Raw genomic sequence first — 19,253 nt, 5'->3', positions numbered from 1 at the left:
CCGGTTACAGATCCGGCATACGGTTGAACCAGGGCCGCGCCCGCTCCAGCTGACCGGCCAGTTTGAACAGCAGGCCCTCGCTGCCGTGATCGCCGACCAGCTGCACCCCCAGCGGCAGGCCGCTTTCGCACCAGTGCAGCGGCACCGACATGGCCGGCACCCCGGTGACGTTGGCGAGCTGGGTGAAAGGCACGTACTTCAGGTTCTCCTTCACCATCTGCTCCACCAGGCCGGTTTTCATCACCAGTTTTTCGGCGCCCACTTTGAGAATCACCTTGAGCATGCGCTGCTGCCAGGCCGGCGTTTCCGAGGCGCCGATGCGCGCCGGCTGCAACGCCAGGGTGGGCGTCAGCCACAGATCGTACTGCTGGTGGAATTCCGCCAGCGCCCGGGAATACCCCTGCCAGCGCTGGTAACCACGCACGTAGTCCGGCGCCGAGGTGGCGTGGCCGAACGCCGCCATCGCCAGGGTGTCCAGTTCGAAGCCGTCGTTGCCGCAGCCGGTTTCTTCGCGCACCCAGTCCACGCTGGCGGCGCAGTTGGCGAACCACATGGAGAGCCAGTCCATGCTCATGGCCAGCATGTCCATTTTCGGCGACGCCTGCTCCACCTTGTGGCCCAGGGACTCCAGCAGGCGGGCGGCGTCCTCCACCGCGGCCACCGCTTCCGGGTCCACCTCGGTGCCGATCGGCGAGGTGGTGGAGAATGCAATGCGCAGCGGCTTGGGGTCGCTCTCCAGCTCGCTCAGGTAGCTGCGCTCCGGCGGCGCGATGCGGAACAGGCTGCCCACTTCCTCGCCCTGGGTGGCGTCCAGCAGCAGCGCGGAATCGCGCACCGAGCGGGTCACCACGTGATTCATGGAAATGCCGTGCATGGCCTCGCTGAAGTTGGGCCCCCAGGGCGTGCGCCCGCGCCCGGGCTTGAGGCCGAACAGGCCACAGCAGCCGGCGGGAATGCGGATGCTGCCGCCGCCGTCGTTGGCACCGGCGAACGGCACCACGCCCGCCGCCACCAGGGCCGCGGAACCGCCGGAGGAGCCACCCGGCGTGTGGTCGGTGTTCCAGGGGTTGCGGGTGGCGCCGAACGCCTCCGGCTCGGTGATGCCCTTGGCGCCGAATTCCGGCGTATTGGTGCGCCCGAACAGCACCACCCCGGCCGCCTTCCAGCGGCGCACCAGCTCGGAATCCACCGGCGCCTTATGGCCGGCCCGCTTGAGGGCTTTGTTACCCTGATAGTTGGGGGCGCCGCCGATCTCCTGGAACAGGTCCTTGGTGAGCATGGGCACCCCGGCCAGGGGGCCGCTCAAGGCGCCCGCCGCCTGTTCCCGAGCCTGGTCGTAAAGCGGAATGATCAGGCCGTTGAGGGCCGGGTTCACCGCCTCGGCACGGGCGATGGCCAGCTCCAGCAGTTCGGCGGCGGTCACTTCCCCGTCCGCCACCAGTTTGGCCAGCGCCACGCCGTCGAGATTGCGGTATTCGTCAAAACGCATGATGGTATCCTTATTATTTAAAACCCCAGTGACATTCGTATTCCCACGGAGACCCTATGAAGGCCGTCGGCTTTAACCAACCCCGCGCCATCGAAGACGTCCACGCCCTGGAAGACATCCAGCTGGAACAGCCCAAACCAGGCCCCCGCGACCTGCTGGTGGCGGTGGAGGCGGTATCGGTCAACCCGGTGGACACCAAGGTACGCCAACGCCCCCTGGCGGAGAAGGGCCATAAAGTACTCGGCTATGATGCCGCCGGTCGGGTGGAAGCGGTAGGCGCCGAAGTCCGCGACTTCCTGCCCGGCGACCGGGTCTGGTACGCCGGGGCCATGCAGCGCCAGGGCAGCAACGCCCAGTACCAGTGCGTGGACGAGCGCCTGGTGGCGAAGATGCCCGAAGGCACCGGCATGCAGGAAGCCGCCGCCCTGCCGCTGACCGTGCTCACCGCCTGGGAAAGCCTCACCGACCAGCTCGGCCTGACTCCGGAAAACGCCGCCGGCAAGACCCTGCTGATGGTGGGCGGCGCCGGCGGTGTCGGCTCCATCGCCACCCAGCTGGCCGCCCGCCACTTCGGCATGACGGTGATCGCCACCGCCGGACGTCAGACCTCGGCGGACTGGTGCACCGCCATGGGCGCCACCCACACCATCGACTACCGCAACGGCCTGCGCGAGCCCATGAAAGGGCTGGGCATCGAGCAGGTGGACGCCATCCTGCTGGCCCAGGAACCGGACGCCTACTGGAGCGACGTCTGCGAGCTGGTCGCGCCGCTGGGCGGCATCGTCACCATCGTCGACGCCCGCGGCCCCCTGGACGTGAACCCGCTGAAACCGAAGAGCGCCCGCTTCGCCTGGGAGTTCATGTTCACCCGCGCCCTGTTCGGCGTGGACATGGAACGCCAGGGCGGAATCCTGCGCGCCACCGCCCGGCTGGTGGAAGAAGGCGTCCTGCAGACCACCCTCTCGGAGTCCCTGGGGCCGATCAACGCCGCCAACCTCAAAGAGGCGCACCGGCGCATCGAGTCCGGCAAGACCATCGGCAAGCTGGTGCTGGCCGGCTGGGAGTAACCCGGCTCACTGCGAGCCCAACGGCGGCAGCGTCCCCTCGCAGGCAGCGCCCGACGACGCCAGCTTGAGTTCACGCAGGCACAGCACCGGACTAAGCCCCAGGGTGCGGCGAAACAGGGCCGGCCAGGCGTCTTCGTTGACCATCGGCCGGGCCAGGCGCGTGCTGCGCACCGCCTGCCAAGCCAGGTTGTCGGGCCCGCCCTGGGCCTCGGCGATCACGAACTGGAAGGGGTGGGCGCCGGGCACGCCGAGGCGGATGTCGGTGGCCACCAGCCGCCCGTCCTCCAACCGGTAATCCAGAAAGCCGCCGGTGAACCATTCCAGACGGCGGCCGTCGTCCAGCTGCTTGGCCGAGGCGACCAGATTGGCGTCCCGCGGAAAGCCTTCAATATGCAGCGGCACATCGCCGTCCAGCAGCCCGGTGACGATCTCCAGGCGTTCTTCGCGGTGCAGCACCGTGGCCCGCCACAGCAGCGTGGAGAACGGCATCGGCTGCACCATGCGCGGCGCCGTCTGGTAGCCGGTGCCGGCCAGCGCCTGGTGCACCCGGTGGTCCACCCACTGCTGCGCCGCCAGGCTCCAGGCCAGGTACAGGCTCGACAGCGCCAGCCCCACCGTCAACGCGCGGATCGCCGGCGGCCGGACCAGGACGATGATCACCGCCACCAGCAGCGGCAGCGTGTAGAGCGGGTCGATAATAAAAATGGTGTGCCAGGCCACCGGCGGCCCCAGCGGCCAGAGCAGTTGGGTGCCGTAGGTGGTGAAGGCGTCCAGCAACGGGTGCGTGATCAGGATGGCGCCGGTGAAGGTCAGCCAGCGGCGGAACGATACGCTGCGCTGCCAACGACTGAGTAGCGCCGCCAGCACCACCGCCAGGGGCACCAGCACCAACAGCGAATGGCTGAAACCACGGTGCTGGGAAAAGTTGGCCACCGCATCGCCATAGTCGATCAGCACGTCCATGTCCGGCAGAGTGCCGAGCAGCGCGCCGGCGACCACCGCGGCGCGCCCGAACCGGTGCCCCAGCACCGCCCCGCCCAGGGCGCCCCCCAGGGCCGCCTGCGTTATCGAATCCATACTTTCTCGCCCCCGCCGCCGGCATAGCGGCAGCAAATAACATTGAAGCTTCTGACTTCTCTGGGAAAGATGATGAGCGAGATATCAGAAGTAACGGTAAACACAACAAGTATCTGTCTAGGAACGACGCCGAGAATGCGCTATGCCATCGACTTCACAAAGAAGAACTGGGCGGCCAGTCCAATAGTAACCGTGGCTAACAGCGCCGTTAGCGTCACGATATCGATCCAAATACTAGCAGCGTCATGAGGCACCTCTTCTTGCCTATACATAGGCACGATAATACGCATATATACTGCGAGAGCGAGCACACTGTTGAGAATCGCCACTACAGCCAACCAGGTAAACTGCGCATGGATAGCAGCGGCAAAGAGCAGGAATTTGCCAACGAAACCAGCGAGTGGCGGAATGCCTACCAGCGAGAGCAGGAAAAGTACCATGGCGACTCCCACCAGTGGTTGAGCGCGCCCCAGGCCGTTGAAATCGTTTAGCGTACGCCCAACCGCAGCGATAACGGCGAAAGCCCCCAGATTCATAGCGGCGTACGCGGCAGCGAAAAAAATGATTGATGGCAAAGCAAAAGAACTTTCGCCCAGCGCCACAATACCCAGGAGGAAGTACCCGGACTGGGCAATAGATGAGTAAGCCAGCAGTCGAACAACATTATCCTGCACCAACGCGGCAAGGTAACCGTAGGTCATACTCAGTACGGCTAGTCCCGCGATAACAGCGGGCCCACCGCTTTCGGAAGGCAGGTCACGAAACACTTGAGTTAGCGCAAACAACGCGCCCACCTTGGGCACCACAGACAGGAAGGCTGCAACCGATAAGGGCCCACCTTCATAGGCATCCGGCACCCAAAAATGAAATGGAACCAGAGATGCTTTATAGCCAAGACCGACAATAACCGCCACCAAACCGAATATGACAGCCAAAGGGATGGCCTCCGTACCCTCAAGGTCGGCAGTCATTGTGGAGCCGGCGGCACCGAACCAGTACGTGAGACCAAAGATCATCACCGCGCCAGCCACCGAACCAAACACAAAGTATTTCATGGCGGCTTCGGTGGCAGGATCGTCGTCCGGGTAGGCCACCAGAGCAAAGGTCGCCAAACTGGTGAGCAACAGGCCCAGAACCAGAAACATCATATCGCCGGCGCCGGCTAGAATAAGAGCACCAACGGTAGCTAAACATAATAAACTGTAGACCGTGCCCTCACGCACGGTGCCGCGCACTTCCGCGCTCGCCAGCAGCAAAGACAGCATCGTCGCCGGCAATAAAATCAGCTTTGCCCAGATGCTGAGCGCGTCTATCCGAAAACTGCCACCGAATACGGTGGTGTCTGTACCCACCAAACGTATGGTCAGTCCCGTGGCGACGAACAGGCCCAGCATGGCGAGAGCCAGCGAAGCTCGAGGCCTGCGCAGTATTTCTGCAATCAGCGCGCTGACTGCGGCTAGCAGCACAGCGATCTCGGGAATTAACAATGCCAGATCACGCCCCATTATAGCACCAACGCCGAGGCAGTCCGGTGAATGGTGTCCAGCACCCAGGATGGTGCCACCCCGGTAGCTACGGTGAGAACCAGTAATGGCGCCAGCGCGAGCACTTCGCGCAAACTCAGGTCGGGCATGCTATGCCAACGTGACTGAGGCTCGCCAAGAAAGGTTTCGCGAATCGCTTTGAGAAAGGTACCCGCAATGATAGCAAGGCCCAGTATCGACACGACGGCGGCGGGCACACTACCAAGCGTACCCAGAAATATCTGGAACTCCCCTGGAAAGTGCGCCAGACCAGGCAGGCCCAGCGACGCAAAGGCCGCCAACATAAAGGACCAGCCCAACAGCGGAACCGTTTTTAGTAGGCCGCCAAATTCGCCCATCTCGCGAGTATGTGCGCGCTCCTGAATCATCCCCACCAGGAAGAACAATGCACCGGTAACCAAACCGTGACTGAACATCTGCAGGACGGCGCCATCGAGTGCGGTGGCACGCACTGAAGGGTCCAGAGCCAGTGCAGCCACGGCGACGCCGATGATCACATAGCCCATGTGGTTAATCGACGTATAGGCCACCAGACGCTTGAGATCGGTCTGCGCCAGAGCGGCGAAGGCGCCATAGAGCGCGCCGATGACACCGAACACCAGGACAACGACGCCGGCTTCGTGGAACGCCTCGGGAGTCATTTGTAGGGCGAAGCGAACCAGCCCGTAGGTTCCAAATTTCAGCATGATGCCGGCCAGGATGACACTGCCGACAGTCGGCGCCTGGACGTGGGCGGCAGGTAACCAAGTGTGCAACGGTACGGCGGGGATCTTGACCGCAAAAGTAACCAGCATGGCGACCAGCGCCCACATGGCCGCAGCCCCTTCCAGCGGTGGATTAGCGATCCAGGCGCGCATGTCGAAGCTGGGATCGGGACTGCCGAGGTAAAGCCCCAGGATGGCGAGCAATAACGGCAGGCTGCCCAGAAGCGTGTAGATAAAAAACATCAGAGCCGCCCGCTGCCGGTCCTCATGGCCCCAACCGGCAATCATGAAATACATCGACACCAGGGAGACTTCGAAGAACACATAGAACAGAATTCCGTCGAGGGCGGCAAAGGTGCCGATTGCTGCAGTTTCTAGAAGCAGAACCAAAGCCACGTAGGCGCGCGGGCGCTCGCGCAGCGACGAAGCATAGATGAATGCCCCCAAAAACAGCATAGCACTCAGCAGCACCAGGGGCAGGCTGATGCCGTCCACACCGACCCGGTAGGCGGCACCGATAGCCGGAATCCATTCGAGCTCTTCGACTTGGGAAAAGCCCGCGCCGCTCACTCCCTCCAGCCACATGGCCAGCGCCCCGACCAGAGTTAAACTGGCGGTGCCAATACCAATGCTGTGTACGGTTCGCGCCGTCGGCCCCGGAAGGGCCAGAATCAGGGCGGCACCGGCGAGCGGCAAAAACAGAGTAAGGGATACAATTGGTAGCATGAGTATGGCTATCCTCTAGAAACTCAACGAGGCTGAAAGCAGTATGATCAGTGTTACGGCGGTAACCACGGCGCTGATAGCCAGACTGTGGTGAATCCAACCGCTTTGCAGGACGCGGGCGCGGTCTCCCCAGCCTCGTACGCTGGCCACCAGGGCGAAGATCAGGCCGTCGATTCGGCGCTCATCTCCTACCCGAACCAAGTGCGCCACGGCCAAGCTGGCACGGCCAGTACCCAACACCACCGCATACAAACCTCGTTCCACGCGCCCGCAACCTCGAGCAATGAAGAAGCCTCCGCGGCCGACACTCAGGACGGTCGCGTATAGGCCACGCTCCAGGCGCTGGCAGCCGTAGGCAATGGCCATGGCTGGTCGGCCGATCCAGAAGGAGAGCCCTCCGGCGATGACCAGCCCCGATTGTGCCCAGGGGTGGAAAGGGCCAAGCAAGCGAGATGCCGGTACCAGCCAGCCCAGCGCCAGACCGGCCGCTGCCGCGAGAAGCCCGAACAGCATGGCGGTAGTGCCATGGTCTCCAGGGCCGGGCAAACCCAACAAGGCTTCAATGGGACCGAAGGTCAGACCCAGGAAGACGGCTGGGATTACCAGGGCCCATACTCCCAGCCCCATCCAGCGGGCGCCGGCCACCGAACGGTTTTCGTTTTCACCCTCCTCGCGCTCGTGCCATAGCAGCCGCAGCGCGCGAGCCAAGTAGGCACCGGTCAGCAGTGTGCCCGCCAGTGCCAGGGGAGCGAGCCAGGCGACACTTGGCGCGGACAGTGCGGCGGCGATCACCGCGTCCTTTGAGAAGAAGCCGCTCAGCGGTGGAGCACCCACTAGGGCCAGCGCTGCCAATGCGAAGCCGAAGAAAGTCCAGGGCCGGACGCGCCCTACACCACGCAAGCGCTCCAGAGCCGTGCCGCCGCGCGCATGCTGAAATTCACCGGCTGCTAAAAACAGGCCACTCTTGATGGCGGCATGGGCAAGCAGATGCAACAACGCCGCCAGCGGCACCCCGGCGCCGACCGCAATCAGCATCAGACCATACTGACTGGCGGTTGAGGCCGCCAGCAGGCGCTTGAGGTCACGTTCGGCAAGCGCAATCAGACCTGCCGCCACGGTAGTAATACCGCCCACCAGCCCAATAGCGAGCAAAACTTCCGGCGTCAGCAGCGGCGCTACACGGATCAGTAAAATGGCACCTGCTGCCACCAGTGTCGCCGAGTGCAACAACGCCGACACCGGTGTGGGCCCCGCCATGGCACGCATAAGCCAGTCCTGGAGGGGGATCTGGGCAGACTTGCCCATGATAGCGAGCAGCAACAAAAGCCCGGCCGCCACGGCGGTGTCTCCGTCGACATTCAGGGTGGCGGCGATCTCGCTGGTGCCCGCCGCCCCCATGAGGGTGAATATCGCGATGTACAGACCAAGATCGGCACTGCGGGTGTAGAGAAAGGCACGGCTCGCGGCGTTCGCCGCTTCGGGCCGCTGAAACCAGAAACCGATCAGCAGGTAACTGCACAAGCCAATCAGCTCCCAGGCGGCGAGCACCAGAACCCAGTCGCCGGCCAGAACCAGGGCCTGCATGGCGGCAACAAACAAGGACATAACGGCAAAAAAGCGGGGTAGGCCGGACTCCCGCTTCATATAGCCTACCGAATAAATCAACACGCAAGTCGCCACGGCGGCAACCACTACACTGAGCAACGCGGTTAACGGCTCGGCGGTCAACCGCAAGGGTAGATCCGGCAAGCCTGGCAGCAGCAGGGTTGCGGAGTCACCACTGGCGACCGCCCCCAAAAGCTTAAGGCTTGCCGCCAAACTAAGTGCGACCCCGACCAGCGCCAAAATAGCCGCTCCCCGGCGCAGCAGCAGAATGGCAGCGGCCGCAAGCAAAGGGAACACTATGGGCAAGACCAGGTCACTCATCCCTGCAGGTCTCCGGCCTCTTCCATCTCGACCGAGCCCTTGGCCCGGAAGCGTGCAATTGCGACGCCGAAACCGACGGCCATCTCCACTGCCATAACCGTCATTACCACCAGCACAAACATCTGTCCGGCGTAGACCTCCGGATGCAGAAAGCGCCAGAAGGCCACAAGGTTCACCAGCGCGCCCGCCAGAATCAGCTCCACTCCCATCATTATCATGACCAGGTTAGTCTGCGAGAGCGCGCCATAGATACCGACACCAAAGAGAATGGCGCCGGTCAGAAGTGCCAGGATCAGTACCGGAGTCATTTTGAAGCCTCCTGTTCTTTATCACCGTTTTCCTTGTCGAGCTTTCCTGTGTCGACGCCGGGCTGGCGCACCGGAATCGCTACTGCCGTAGCCGCGATCATTGCGGTCAGGATGGTGATAGCGGCGGTCTCGAAAATCAGCATAGAGCGATCCAACATTTCAAAACCGAGCTCCCGCGTTTGCATTGCAGCATCCGGCGCCTCGGCGAATATCGGCCCCCAATCAGAGAACAGCGCTACCGAGATGGCGGTGGTGGCGGCAATGGCTCCAGCACCAATCGAAAAGCGCTTCTGGTGGCTCATATCCATCCCGCCAAGCCCACCGGGGTCCATCATGAACATCACCATGAAGATGGCCATGATGCTCATTTCGGTGGCCATCATCATAATCTGCAGCACGCCCAGAAATTCGGCCTGCATGGCCAGAAACATGCAGCCCACGGCGGCCTGTGAAAACAGCAGCGCCAGCGCAGAACGCACCATAGACGCGGTACGGAACACCGCCACACCGAAACCGATCGCAGCCAGCCCGAATACGCCGACAAAAAAAGCCTGTGCAACCATTAGGGCACCACCAGGATGAGCAATCCGACTATCAAAATATTGAGCAGCGCCAGGGGGATTCCAAACTTCCAGCACCAACCCAGCAGATCCGCCTCGCGAATACGCGGCAAATAGTAGCCAACCAGCAACATCGATACGGCTACCGCCAGAGTCTTGATCAGGCTCCAGGCCCAGGGCGGCAAAAGCGGCCCCTGCCAGCCACCGAGAAAGAACACCGTAGTCGCGGCAGACAGGGTGATTAGCATCACCAATCGTGCTAGCCGCAACACTGTCAGGCGCACGCCGGTGTATTCGGCGTCGACCCCGCCGGCTAACTCGCCGGGTGCGGTAGGCAGGTCGAAGGGTGAGCGGAACGCCAACGCCATAGCGGCGATGAAAAACAACACAAACCCCAGCGGTTGGTAAACGATGTTCCATAAACCGGCCTGAGACTCGACGATGACGCTGTTCAACAGGGACTCGGCGCGCATGGCGGTCGCCGTAATGGGCATGACGATAAGCATGGAGTAGGCGATAAGTTGGCCGAGAAAACGCCAGCCACCTATCATCGCGTAGGCGCCGTTCGGGCCCCAACCCGCCATGATCAGCGATACCAACACATAGGCAAGCACCGCGTTGAGAAACAAGGCGCCGGTGGCCAGATCAGCAATGACCAGATCCGGCGTCAGCGGAAGTACGGCAGCACCGAGCACCGCCACCACCAGCAACAACACTGGTGCGGTCTCGAAAAACAGCCGGTCGGGCTTGCGCGCCAAGATGGACTCGCGGCCCAGGTGCGACAGGCCCGCAAGCAGCGGGGCGACCGGTCGCAGGCGGCCGGTCGTGAGCCAGGCCTCAATCACAGCCAGTAACCAAGCGCCAACCAACAGTGTGAGCAACACTATGGCGACAGTCATGAGCTCACCTCCCAGGGCGAGAGATCCAGTGACCCGACCGCCACCAAGGCATCACCCAATTCCTGACCTTCGACCAGGTCGGCGGCCAGGCCGATATGTTGGCGGCAGGCGCCGTCCAGCTCGACCGATACCACCTGCCCTCGCTCCAGGGTCAGCTGCAATGTGGAGCGGCCGCGCGGCGTTTCCACGGTCGCCTCCCCCGTTCCGGAAGGGCTGTCGATGGCTCGCAGCTTGGGGAGCTCAGGGTCTCCGGCGGCCTCTACGAGATCGAGACTGGTCACGATCTCAACATGCCGCTGCCGGAAACGCGCCCAGGCGTCCCCAGCGCCCTCAATGTACAGCTCGAAACCCAGCTCGCAATACATTGCGTCCGCCTGGCGGGCATCTTCGGTCCGGCCGGAGGCGCGTGCCACCGGGCCTCTTAGATCCTGGGAGCCGTGGGGCAAAGCGCCGATGCCTTTCAAGCGCGCTTTGAGAAGGGGCGTATGCTCGAGCCGTGCGATGAGCGCCTGCAGCGCCGGCCGCAGGACAACAAGCTGCTCCCCGTCGGCGCGCTGGGTTTCCAATTGCAAAGCCGCCGCACGACGTGTCAGCCAGACAAAGCTGAGCTGGCGGCCCAACTGGGCCAGCCAGCCCAGATGGCTGGCGATGCGCTCTCGCTCAAGAGCGGCCGCCCGGCCCCGCTCGACGGCCGGATCTGGCTCCAGACCAGCCGCCTGCTCGATAGCGCGGCAGGCCAAGAGGCGGTAACTTACCGGTGCCAACGGCGTGGCCGCCGCCAGGCGCTCGATGAAGGTTTCGACCGCCACCTCTTCAGAGGGGGTGCCCATAGCTACCAGAGATGTCGCTTGGCCCTCGGTCACCCCGTCACCGTCGAGCGTCAAGGTCAGTCTCAATCCTCCCGGCAAACCGGGAAAGCAGGGGCCGAAGGGCACCTCAAGCCAGTCCATTGCCAAACCGTCAGCGCTGCGAGGCAGGTCTTTGGTAACCTCGACCATGGACATGAATCCCGAGCTGCCGTGGTCGTGGTCTCCGTGATCATGATCGCCGTGACCGTGGCCGGAATGGTCGTGCTCCCCAGCATCCGCGTCGCCGCCGGCTTCGCGCGCCACCAAATCCATGCCGCATTTGGGACAGCTACCTGGTTCGTCCTCCACCACTTCCGGGTGCATGGGGCAGACGTACTCAGTTTTGGTTTGCAGGATTGATGAGTCAAAATCGTCAGGCGAGGCGGCGAAGGCGTCTTCAGCCAGCAACCGCTGCAGCCGAGTGGCCGCCTCCATCAGTTCGGTTTGTGAGAGATCCGCGGAAACGTCAGCTTTAGGCAAAGACGAAGGTTCTGACCCACCGAGCACTAGAATAGCTCGCGGCCTAGGCATCTGGGCATAGAGCACTGCGGTGGCCTCGTCCAACTTCTGAGATAGCTCACCGACAACCAGGAGCACAGTGGCATCGCGCGGCGTGGCGGCGATGCGCATGTCTGCGGCCGCCAGGTTCAGCCCATGCGCCAGGGCCACTTCCGGCCCAGGGACTACCAGGCAGCTCAAATTGCGCGCCAGAGCCTGCCCAACCCACCTTCGCAGGATAGATGGACGCCCTTTGCGTGCGCCTGCAAGTGTCGTTGCGACCTCGGTCATCATTGCCGCCTCAGAGCGCCCTGACTCCATCCGTAAAGCAACCCAAGAAAGAGAATCGCAAGAAACACGCCCATGTCAAGTAAAGCAACCAGCCCTACTTCCTTGAACACAACCGCCCAAGGGTACATGTAGGCCATCTCCATATCGAACGCCAAAAACAGCAATGCATAACCGTAATAGCGCGCATGATAACGTCCCCAGACCGGAGCCCGCGACAGCACTCCGGCGCTTGCCGGCACATCCTTGCCAGGTTCCTGCCGTGTTGGACCCACACTACGGGCTAAACCATACAGGCTTAACACCGCGCCCAGGATACCCAGTGCCAATCCCAGCAGCAGTAAGTATTGTTGTGTAGCGCTCATAACTTCTAACTTCTCAAGTTTACTCTGCCTCAGAGGCTGAAATTTTAATCTGCTATTGCCAAAGGGCTTCGGGCCCCCTGCCATGGATGCCTAGACGAAACGCTAGTTTCAAGTCTAGACATTCTCGCCAGAGTCGCAAATCTTCCCTAGCCGGGGAATCTGACTCGCGAAACATCATTCAGAATTTTTGTGATCGGTTTCGTCCAGCGAGGCATCCGCGAGCTGCCGCCATTGACGCCAACCAGGCAGGAACATGGAACCCGTCGCTGGTAGGCCCTGTAGGCGTCACCGAACCGCTCCATCACTTGCCGCTCCTCTCGCTGCGCCAGCCGGTAGTAGGCAAATACAATAAGCGGAAACAACCCAACCGAGAACAATGTAGGCCAATGCCGATGAAAGCGAGTGCATAGCCAAGCAACATGGAGATCAGCATGCCGGTTTCACCCAACCCTATCAGGGTGGCCCACAGGTTGGCGCTAACGTAATCGCTATCCAGCCCGAAGAACCGCACCAGTAGATAAATCGTCAGTGGAAAGCCGTACATCTCGGCATAAAGTGCGATGATGAAAGCTTGCACCAACCCGGCACCCGCCCATTCACGCCAGCTTTTCGGCGCAAAATACCGATAAAACATCCAGGAGACCAATGCAATAACAATCAGTGCAATGCCCCATAGCCCAGCTATGGCCCATAAGTTCATTCATAATTTGATACCCTCACAGGTGCGGTGGTTGGGCTCTCCCGACATTCCATGGGAAACGCCGGTTTTCGGAGCGTTTAGTTTTCGTCTCCTTTATCGTGCCCGCTGTGCATGCCCAAAACGCACATCATCAGACACCCCAGGCCAACCAGGGCCACGACGAGCAACCCGCTCGCCGCCAGCCAGTTCCAACCGAGCGCGAGACCTATCAATGCCACCAGGCAGACCGCGACGGCAATGGGACGGCGCCTGAACCACTGACGCAAATTGCGCACTCGGGCGCCTCGCCCCGGACCGTTCTCTTTCTCGCTCTTCGCCATGACGGTGACCTCTGTTTCAATCAGTGGCGTAGATCGACATTTCGTCATCCGTAATCGCATAAATCACAAAAGGCTCCCGCTTTTGCCCAGACATTCCCGGCGACCCCTGGGGCATGCCGGGAAGCGATACACCGCGGATCTCTGGCCGTTCGTCCAGGAGCTTGTTAATAACCCCCACCGGAACATGACCCTCGATCACGTACCCATCGAGCAGCATGGTATGACAACTTTGTAAGCGGGACGGTACGCCATGCTCGGCTTTGAACTGCCTCAAGTTGGGGGTTTCAGTCACCTTGATCTCATAGTCGTACTGGCGCAAGTAAGCAGCATATTGGTCGCAGCACCGGCAACTCGGATTTTTGTACAGCGTCGCATCAACGGTTTCGGCGGCCTGCACCGACGGCAAGCTGGCCAAGTAAACGGTCACCATCAACGCCCCTCTGAGGATCGATGTGTATCGCCTTTTCCAACGCAGAAAGGTTGTCATGAACGGTCTCCTTTTTTGGATTTACTGAAGAACAGGTACTTAATCATGGACAGGATCGCCAGAACCAAGGCAATGAACAGCAGGATCAGCAAGACGATACACGCCAACATAAAACCAGCGCCCATCATGCCGGAGTCTTGCATCATCCCAGCCGAAGCTTGTTCGGCAGCCAAGGCGGTGTTTGCCAGAAATGTAAATGCTAAAAGTAAAAATGAACGCATCAAATTTTTCATGGGTTGCCTCCAGTTAAAGTAAGTAGAGTACCGAAAGTACCGCCGCCCGGTACCGAAAGTACGGATCGGTACCGGACGGCGATGACGCATTAAGTTTTCAGCGGTGGTGTCGGTGCCCCCTTGGGCAGACCGCGTCCCCGCCATAGCATGAAGATTGCCGGGTATACCACCAGCACCATCAACAGGGCAGAAATCACCCCGCCGACCATGGGCGCGGCGATGCGCTGCATCACGTCCGCGCCGGTACCGCTGGCGAACAGGATCGGCACCAACCCGATAAAGGTCGACAGCCCGGTCATCAGCATGGGCCGGATGCGTTGGCCGGCGCCGCTCTGGACGACTTCGGTCATATCTCCACGGGTATTGAGTCGGCGCTCGGCCTCCCTGTCCCGCCAGGCGATATCCAGATACACCATCATCAGCAACCCGAGCTCCACGGCGAGCCCCGCAACGGCAATCATGCCCACCCAGACGGCGACACTGAGGTTAAAGTCCAGCCACCACATCAGCCAGACGGCCCCGCTCAGCGAAATGGGCACACTCAGCATCACCAGCAGGGTCTCTACGAGGGAGCCTCGGTGCATAAAGAGCATGAAGAAAATCAGGAACAGCGTGATCGGAACCAGCAATTGGAGTTTGGCTTTGGCCCGCTCAAAATACTGGAACTGCCCCGCCCAAGCCAGCCGATAACCGTCCGGCACATCGACCTGGTCGCCAACCACCTGCTTGGCCTGTTCGACATAATCGGCAATACCGACTTCGCTTTTGACGTCCACAAAGACGAATCCCACAAGTTGCCCGTCCTCACTGCGAATGGAAGGCGGCCCGGTTTGAAACTCAATGTCCGCCACCTGGGCGATGGGAATCTGCTCCCCGGAAGGAGTGGGCACCAGTACTCGCTCCAGCGCTTCCACGTTGTCGCGGTAATCCCGGGCGTAGCGCACCAGGATGTTGTAGCGCTCGCGCCCCTCCACGGTTTGCGACACCACAGTCCCCCCCATGGCCGCCATGATCACCCGTTCCACATCGCCAACGTTGAGGCCAAAGCGAGCCGCAGCACTTCGGTTGACGGTGAAATCCAGAAAGTACCCACCGGTGCTGCGCTCGGCAAAGGCGCTGCGGGTGGCATCGGCGGTGCGCTCATCCTCCTGCAACGCTTTTTCAATGGCGATGCCCGTTTTTTCGATAGTGGCCAGGTCCGGACCAAACACCTTGATGCCCAACGCTGAACGAATACCGGTCGCGAGCATTTCGGTGCGAGTCTGTATGGGCATCCAAAAAATATTGGGCATTCCCGGAAACTTGAGTTTCGAGTCCATCTCCTGAATCAGACCGTCCCACGTCATGCCCTCGCGCCACTGGTCCTCCGGCTTCAAGGTAATGACCGTTTCCACCATGGATAACGGCGCGGGATCGGTCGCGCTGGTGGAGCGACCAACCTTGCCGAAAACATGCTCCACTTCGGGAATGTCGGCAATGATCCGGTCCATAGTCTGCATGGTCTGGGTGGCCTCGGAAATGGACATTCCCGGCAGCGCGGTGGGCATAAAGAGAACCGAGCCCTCGTTCAGAGGTGGCATAAACTCGTTGCCCAATTGCCGGAAGGGAATGATCGTGATCAGCAATAGCAACACCGCTCCCACGATGACTCCCCACCGAAAACGCGCGGCGAAAGCCACCACAGGCCGGTACGCAGCCACCAGCCACTGGTTCAACTTACTGCGATCAGCACGGATCTTGCCGCGAATCAGCCATACCGCGAGGGCCGGCACCAGAGTGATGGACAGGAACGCCGCAAATGCCATGGAATAGGTCTTGGTAAAAGCCAGAGGCTTGAACATGCGCCCTTCTGTGCCTTCCAGGACGAACACCGGCATAAAGGAGATGGTGATGATTGCCAGCGAGAAAAAGATGCTGGGGCCTACCTGCTGCATGGCCTCAATAATCACGTCCCGTCGGGACTTGGCCTTTTCCTCGGGGTCGGCGTCGTCACTCTCCCACCGGGCCAACCGTTTGTGGATATTGTCGATAATGACAATCGCCGCATCCAGCATGGCGCCAATGGCCACCGCAATGCCGCCCAAAGACATGATGTTGACGGTCAGCCCCTGAAAATACATGGGGATGAAGGACATCAGCACCGCTACCGGGAGAGTAATCGCGGCCACCAGCGTAGAGCGCACGTGTAACAGAAAAACGCCGATAATCAGGGAGACAATCAGGATCTCCTTAATCAGTGTCGAGGTCAGCGTGTCAACGGCTTCGTTGATCAAAATCGAGCGATCATAGACCGGCACAATTTCGACACCTTCAGGGAGCCCGGGCTTGATCTCTTCCAGGCGCTGCTTGACCTTGTCAATAACTTCCAGGGCGTTCTCGCCATAACGCATTACCGCAATACCGCCCACGGCTACGCCCTCGCCGTCCAGCTCCGCCTGACCGCGCTGCATAGCCGGTCCCAATGCCACGTGACCGACGTCTTTTACCGTGATCGGTACACCCTCAGCCGTGGTTTTTAACACCACTGTTTCCAGATCCGCTACGGACTTCACATAACCCCGCCCGCGAATAAACTGCTCGTGGCCTGCCACCTCAAGAATGCGTCCACCTACATCCTGGTTGGAGTCCCCAACCGCCTCAGTGACCCGTTTGAGGGGGATGTCGTAAGAGGCGAGTTTGTTCGGGTCGAGACTGATCTGGTATTCACGCTGGAACCCACCGATGGAGGCCACCTCGGCGACCCCTTCAACCGCTTCCAGGGCATAGCGTAAATTGAAATCCTGCAGTGAGCGCAGATCCGCCAGGCTGTGGTTGCCAGACGTATCTCTCAGTGCATATTGGTAGACCCAACCGACACCCGTAGCATCCGGCCCCAAAGTCGGAGTGACCCCCTCCGGCAACTCGGCGGCGGCACCGTTGAGGTACTCCAGTACCCGCGAGCGGGCCCAGTACATGTCCACGCCATCGTCGAAAATCACATAGACAAACGACAGGCCGAACATGCTCTGGCCGCGCACATAGTTTACTCCCGGCGCAGACAGCAAGGAGGTGGTCAGAGGATAGGTGATCTGGTCCTCCACCAGGTCCGGGCTGCGCCCGGGCCAGTCGGTGAAGACAATCACCTGCACGTCTGACAGGTCAGGGATAGCATCCAACGGTGCCCGCTGTAACGCCTGCCAGCCGCCAAAGGTCAGGGCAAGCACGGCCACCAAGGTAATCAGGGGTTTGCGGGCACAATAGCCAATAATTCGCTGCAACCAGCCAATCCCCTCCCCTTCGGCCGGGGGATGAGCGGGCGGATGCTTATGTACGTCGTTTACCATTGCTCCATGCCTCCTTTGAGTCGGCTCTCGGAGGCGATCAGGAAGTTACCGGAGGTGACCACGCGGTCACCCGCCTCGACCCCCTCGATGATTTCGATGTAACCGCCGGCCCGTTGACCGGTTTGCACTTTGCGCGGTGCCAGCCGACCCTCTCCCAGGTCCTCGAACACCACACGCAGTTCACCCGCGATAATTACCGCCTCTTCCGGCACGGCCACTCGCTGCCCAAGATCGGCCTTAAGCTTCACTTCGGCGTACATATTGGGCTTGAGACGACCTTCAGGGTTGGCGACGCTAAGGCGCACTCGCCCCGTACGGCTGACGTCGTCCAAATAGGGGTAAATGTAGTCCACTTGGCCCTCAAACTGTTCACCGGGCAGATAAGGAAGCGTCACGGTAACGGGCATGCCCTCCGTCACCAGGGGCAGTTCGCCCTCGTAGATATCAGCCTCCACCCAGACCTGGGAGAGATCGGCAATACGCAAAAGCGTCATCCCGGCCTTGTGGGCGGTCCCTTCCACCACATTCTTGGCCACCACTGTGCCACTGATGGGCGCGTGCATGGTGACGTAATCGAGGGGCTCTCCTCGTTTTTCCAGGGTGGTGATTTCCGCGTCGGTCATGTCCCACAGTGCAAGCCGTTTTCGAGCGGCGGTCACCAAAGTTTGTGAGGCGCCACTGCGGCGCTTCAACTGCAGATACTCCTGCTGAGCGGCGAGCAGCGCCGGACCATAAACGGTAAACAGGGGCTCTCCCTTTTCCACGTAAACCCCCACGTAATCGGCGTAGAGCTCGCCGACCCAGGCATCAAACTTGAGGCTGACGTCCGCCAGTTGGGTATCGTCGTAGGCAATCCGCCCTTCCGCGCGGATGGCGCGGGTCATAGCCAAGGTTTGTGCCTCGGCGGTTTCCACACCGATCAACTGGCGACGACGATTGTCCAGGGTCACCGTACCCGGTGGTGCCTCCTCGGCCATGCCGCCACCGTCGGTTCGGCTGGCACCGGAGGCCAGTTGGAGGCCTTCGCGACCGACGGCCAAATCAAAGCTGATTTGCCGAGCTGGCATACCCGGCGCCTCAATCTTTAGAGTCAGCGGCCAACTACCGTCCATGGCGGGTTCAAAGGTGCCGCGGTAGAGACCGGGCTCGATCGCCTGCATATCGGCCGGAGCCTGCATGGCGGGCATGGCGCCCATGGCGGGCATCTCCGCCACCGCTTTGATGTCGGCGTTGTCCAGTGGGGCACCGTCGGCATTGCGCAGAGCCACGCTCAGGATGTTCTCTCCCACACGTGGCGTGGTAGGGTCAATCGACACATCCAGGCGATAGGGGCCACTGCGGTAGGGCAACTCGCCGTCACTGTTCTTGCCCATGGCGCCCGCCTGTTGTCGCTTCAAAGCAGTCACGCCTCCGGCTGGCTGCAAGCCCTTTCGTCCGACGGCCAGATCAAAATTGGCCCGCGAGGATCCCACGCCTTCCTTGCTGATTTGCAAGGTCAGCGGCCAGCTACCGTCCATGGAGGGCTCAAAGGTGCCCTGGTAGAGACCGGGCTCAATCTCCTGCATATCGGCCGGAGCCTGCATGGCGGGCATGGCGCCCATGGCGGGCATTTCCGCCACCGCCTTGATGGCGGCACCGCTGACCGGCTCTCCAGAGTCATCCAGCAATACCAGGGTCAGATCGTTTTCACCGACCCGGGGTGTTTTCGGGTCAATCTCGACCCCCAATTGAAAGGGACCGCTTTGGTAGGAAGCGCTAAGGGAGGGCTCCTCATCGGGAACGGCAGAGGTTGCCTTCTCACCGGAGAGCCTCTGAAGACCCAATACGCCGGCGGCACCCACCAGCAGTCCGATAACGAGAAGTGAGATAAATGTGGTGCGTGAAGTCATAG

General features: G+C 61.2%; 17 protein-coding genes. 1 reads left to right on the top strand and 16 read right to left on the bottom strand.

The window, feature by feature from the left end:
• Positions 1–4: 4 nt before the first annotated feature.
• Positions 5–1,489, bottom strand: a complete 1,485-nt coding sequence (locus tag ACMG4O_RS04455) for an amidase (protein ID WP_142947516.1) — start codon at positions 1,487–1,489, stop codon at positions 5–7.
• A 56-nt stretch (positions 1,490–1,545) separates the two neighbouring features.
• Between ACMG4O_RS04455 and ACMG4O_RS04450 the strand changes: the two genes are divergently transcribed.
• A complete protein-coding gene (locus ACMG4O_RS04450; RefSeq protein WP_142947517.1) occupies positions 1,546–2,556 on the top strand; it encodes a zinc-binding alcohol dehydrogenase family protein in 1,011 nt (336 codons plus the stop codon).
• Positions 2,557–2,562: 6 nt separating this feature from the next.
• Here the strand turns inward: ACMG4O_RS04450 and ACMG4O_RS04445 are convergent, their stop codons facing one another.
• The 15 genes from ACMG4O_RS04445 to ACMG4O_RS04375 form a co-directional block, all read right to left on the bottom strand.
• A complete protein-coding gene (locus tag ACMG4O_RS04445; protein ID WP_414434502.1) occupies positions 2,563–3,633 on the bottom strand; it encodes a metal-dependent hydrolase in 1,071 nt (356 codons plus the stop codon).
• Between the two features lie 140 nt (positions 3,634–3,773).
• Positions 3,774–5,138 carry an NADH-quinone oxidoreductase subunit N gene (locus ACMG4O_RS04440; protein ID WP_414434501.1) on the bottom strand — a complete coding sequence of 455 codons (1,365 nt, stop codon included), beginning with the start codon at positions 5,136–5,138 and terminating at the stop codon, positions 3,774–3,776.
• Positions 5,138–6,607, bottom strand: a complete 1,470-nt coding sequence (locus tag ACMG4O_RS04435; protein ID WP_348321488.1) for a complex I subunit 4 family protein — start codon at positions 6,605–6,607, stop codon at positions 5,138–5,140. The genes ACMG4O_RS04440 and ACMG4O_RS04435 overlap by 1 nt, the downstream gene beginning before the upstream one ends.
• 15 nt (positions 6,608–6,622) lie before the next feature.
• Positions 6,623–8,533, bottom strand: a complete 1,911-nt coding sequence (locus ACMG4O_RS04430) for an NADH-quinone oxidoreductase subunit L (protein ID WP_414434500.1) — start codon at positions 8,531–8,533, stop codon at positions 6,623–6,625.
• Positions 8,530–8,841: an NADH-quinone oxidoreductase subunit NuoK gene (nuoK, locus tag ACMG4O_RS04425; RefSeq protein WP_142947522.1), complete on the bottom strand. Its 312-nt coding sequence runs from the start codon at positions 8,839–8,841 to the stop codon at positions 8,530–8,532. The genes ACMG4O_RS04430 and nuoK overlap by 4 nt, the downstream gene beginning before the upstream one ends.
• The gene (locus ACMG4O_RS04420) at positions 8,838–9,404 is read right to left on the bottom strand and encodes an NADH-quinone oxidoreductase subunit J (protein WP_142947523.1); all 567 of its coding nucleotides are present in this window, start codon (positions 9,402–9,404) and stop codon (positions 8,838–8,840) included. Before ACMG4O_RS04420 ends, nuoK begins: the two co-directional genes overlap by 4 nt.
• Positions 9,404–10,300, bottom strand: coding sequence for a complex I subunit 1/NuoH family protein (locus ACMG4O_RS04415; protein WP_142947524.1), 897 nt, complete (start codon positions 10,298–10,300; stop codon positions 9,404–9,406). The genes ACMG4O_RS04420 and ACMG4O_RS04415 overlap by 1 nt, the downstream gene beginning before the upstream one ends.
• Positions 10,297–11,778: a heavy metal-binding domain-containing protein gene (locus ACMG4O_RS04410; RefSeq protein WP_221929716.1), complete on the bottom strand. Its 1,482-nt coding sequence runs from the start codon at positions 11,776–11,778 to the stop codon at positions 10,297–10,299. The genes ACMG4O_RS04415 and ACMG4O_RS04410 overlap by 4 nt, the downstream gene beginning before the upstream one ends.
• A gap of 158 nt (positions 11,779–11,936) precedes the next feature.
• Complete coding sequence (locus tag ACMG4O_RS04405; protein WP_142947525.1) at positions 11,937–12,299, bottom strand: NADH-quinone oxidoreductase subunit A; 363 nt, start codon at positions 12,297–12,299, stop codon at positions 11,937–11,939.
• A gap of 301 nt (positions 12,300–12,600) precedes the next feature.
• Positions 12,601–12,999: a hypothetical protein gene (locus ACMG4O_RS04400; protein ID WP_370209690.1), complete on the bottom strand. Its 399-nt coding sequence runs from the start codon at positions 12,997–12,999 to the stop codon at positions 12,601–12,603.
• Positions 13,000–13,076: 77 nt separating this feature from the next.
• A complete protein-coding gene (locus ACMG4O_RS04395) occupies positions 13,077–13,319 on the bottom strand; it encodes a cytochrome d ubiquinol oxidase subunit II (RefSeq protein WP_142947526.1) in 243 nt (80 codons plus the stop codon).
• 16 nt (positions 13,320–13,335) lie between these two features.
• Positions 13,336–13,806, bottom strand: a complete 471-nt coding sequence (locus ACMG4O_RS04390) for a DUF411 domain-containing protein (RefSeq protein WP_221929718.1) — start codon at positions 13,804–13,806, stop codon at positions 13,336–13,338.
• Positions 13,803–14,039, bottom strand: coding sequence for a hypothetical protein (locus ACMG4O_RS04385; RefSeq protein WP_142947527.1), 237 nt, complete (start codon positions 14,037–14,039; stop codon positions 13,803–13,805). Before ACMG4O_RS04385 ends, ACMG4O_RS04390 begins: the two co-directional genes overlap by 4 nt.
• A gap of 89 nt (positions 14,040–14,128) precedes the next feature.
• On the bottom strand, positions 14,129–17,362 hold the full coding sequence (locus tag ACMG4O_RS04380; protein WP_194854786.1) for an efflux RND transporter permease subunit: 3,234 nt from the start codon (positions 17,360–17,362) through the stop codon (positions 14,129–14,131).
• Positions 17,356–19,251: an efflux RND transporter periplasmic adaptor subunit gene (locus ACMG4O_RS04375; RefSeq protein ID WP_348320315.1), complete on the bottom strand. Its 1,896-nt coding sequence runs from the start codon at positions 19,249–19,251 to the stop codon at positions 17,356–17,358. The genes ACMG4O_RS04380 and ACMG4O_RS04375 overlap by 7 nt, the downstream gene beginning before the upstream one ends.
• Positions 19,252–19,253: the final 2 nt, after the last annotated feature.

The sequence above is a fragment of the Alloalcanivorax venustensis genome, assembly GCF_047495515.1.
GTDB lineage: Bacteria > Pseudomonadota > Gammaproteobacteria > Pseudomonadales > Alcanivoracaceae > Alloalcanivorax > Alloalcanivorax venustensis.
This window is presented reverse-complemented; position numbering and strand designations above follow the sequence as displayed.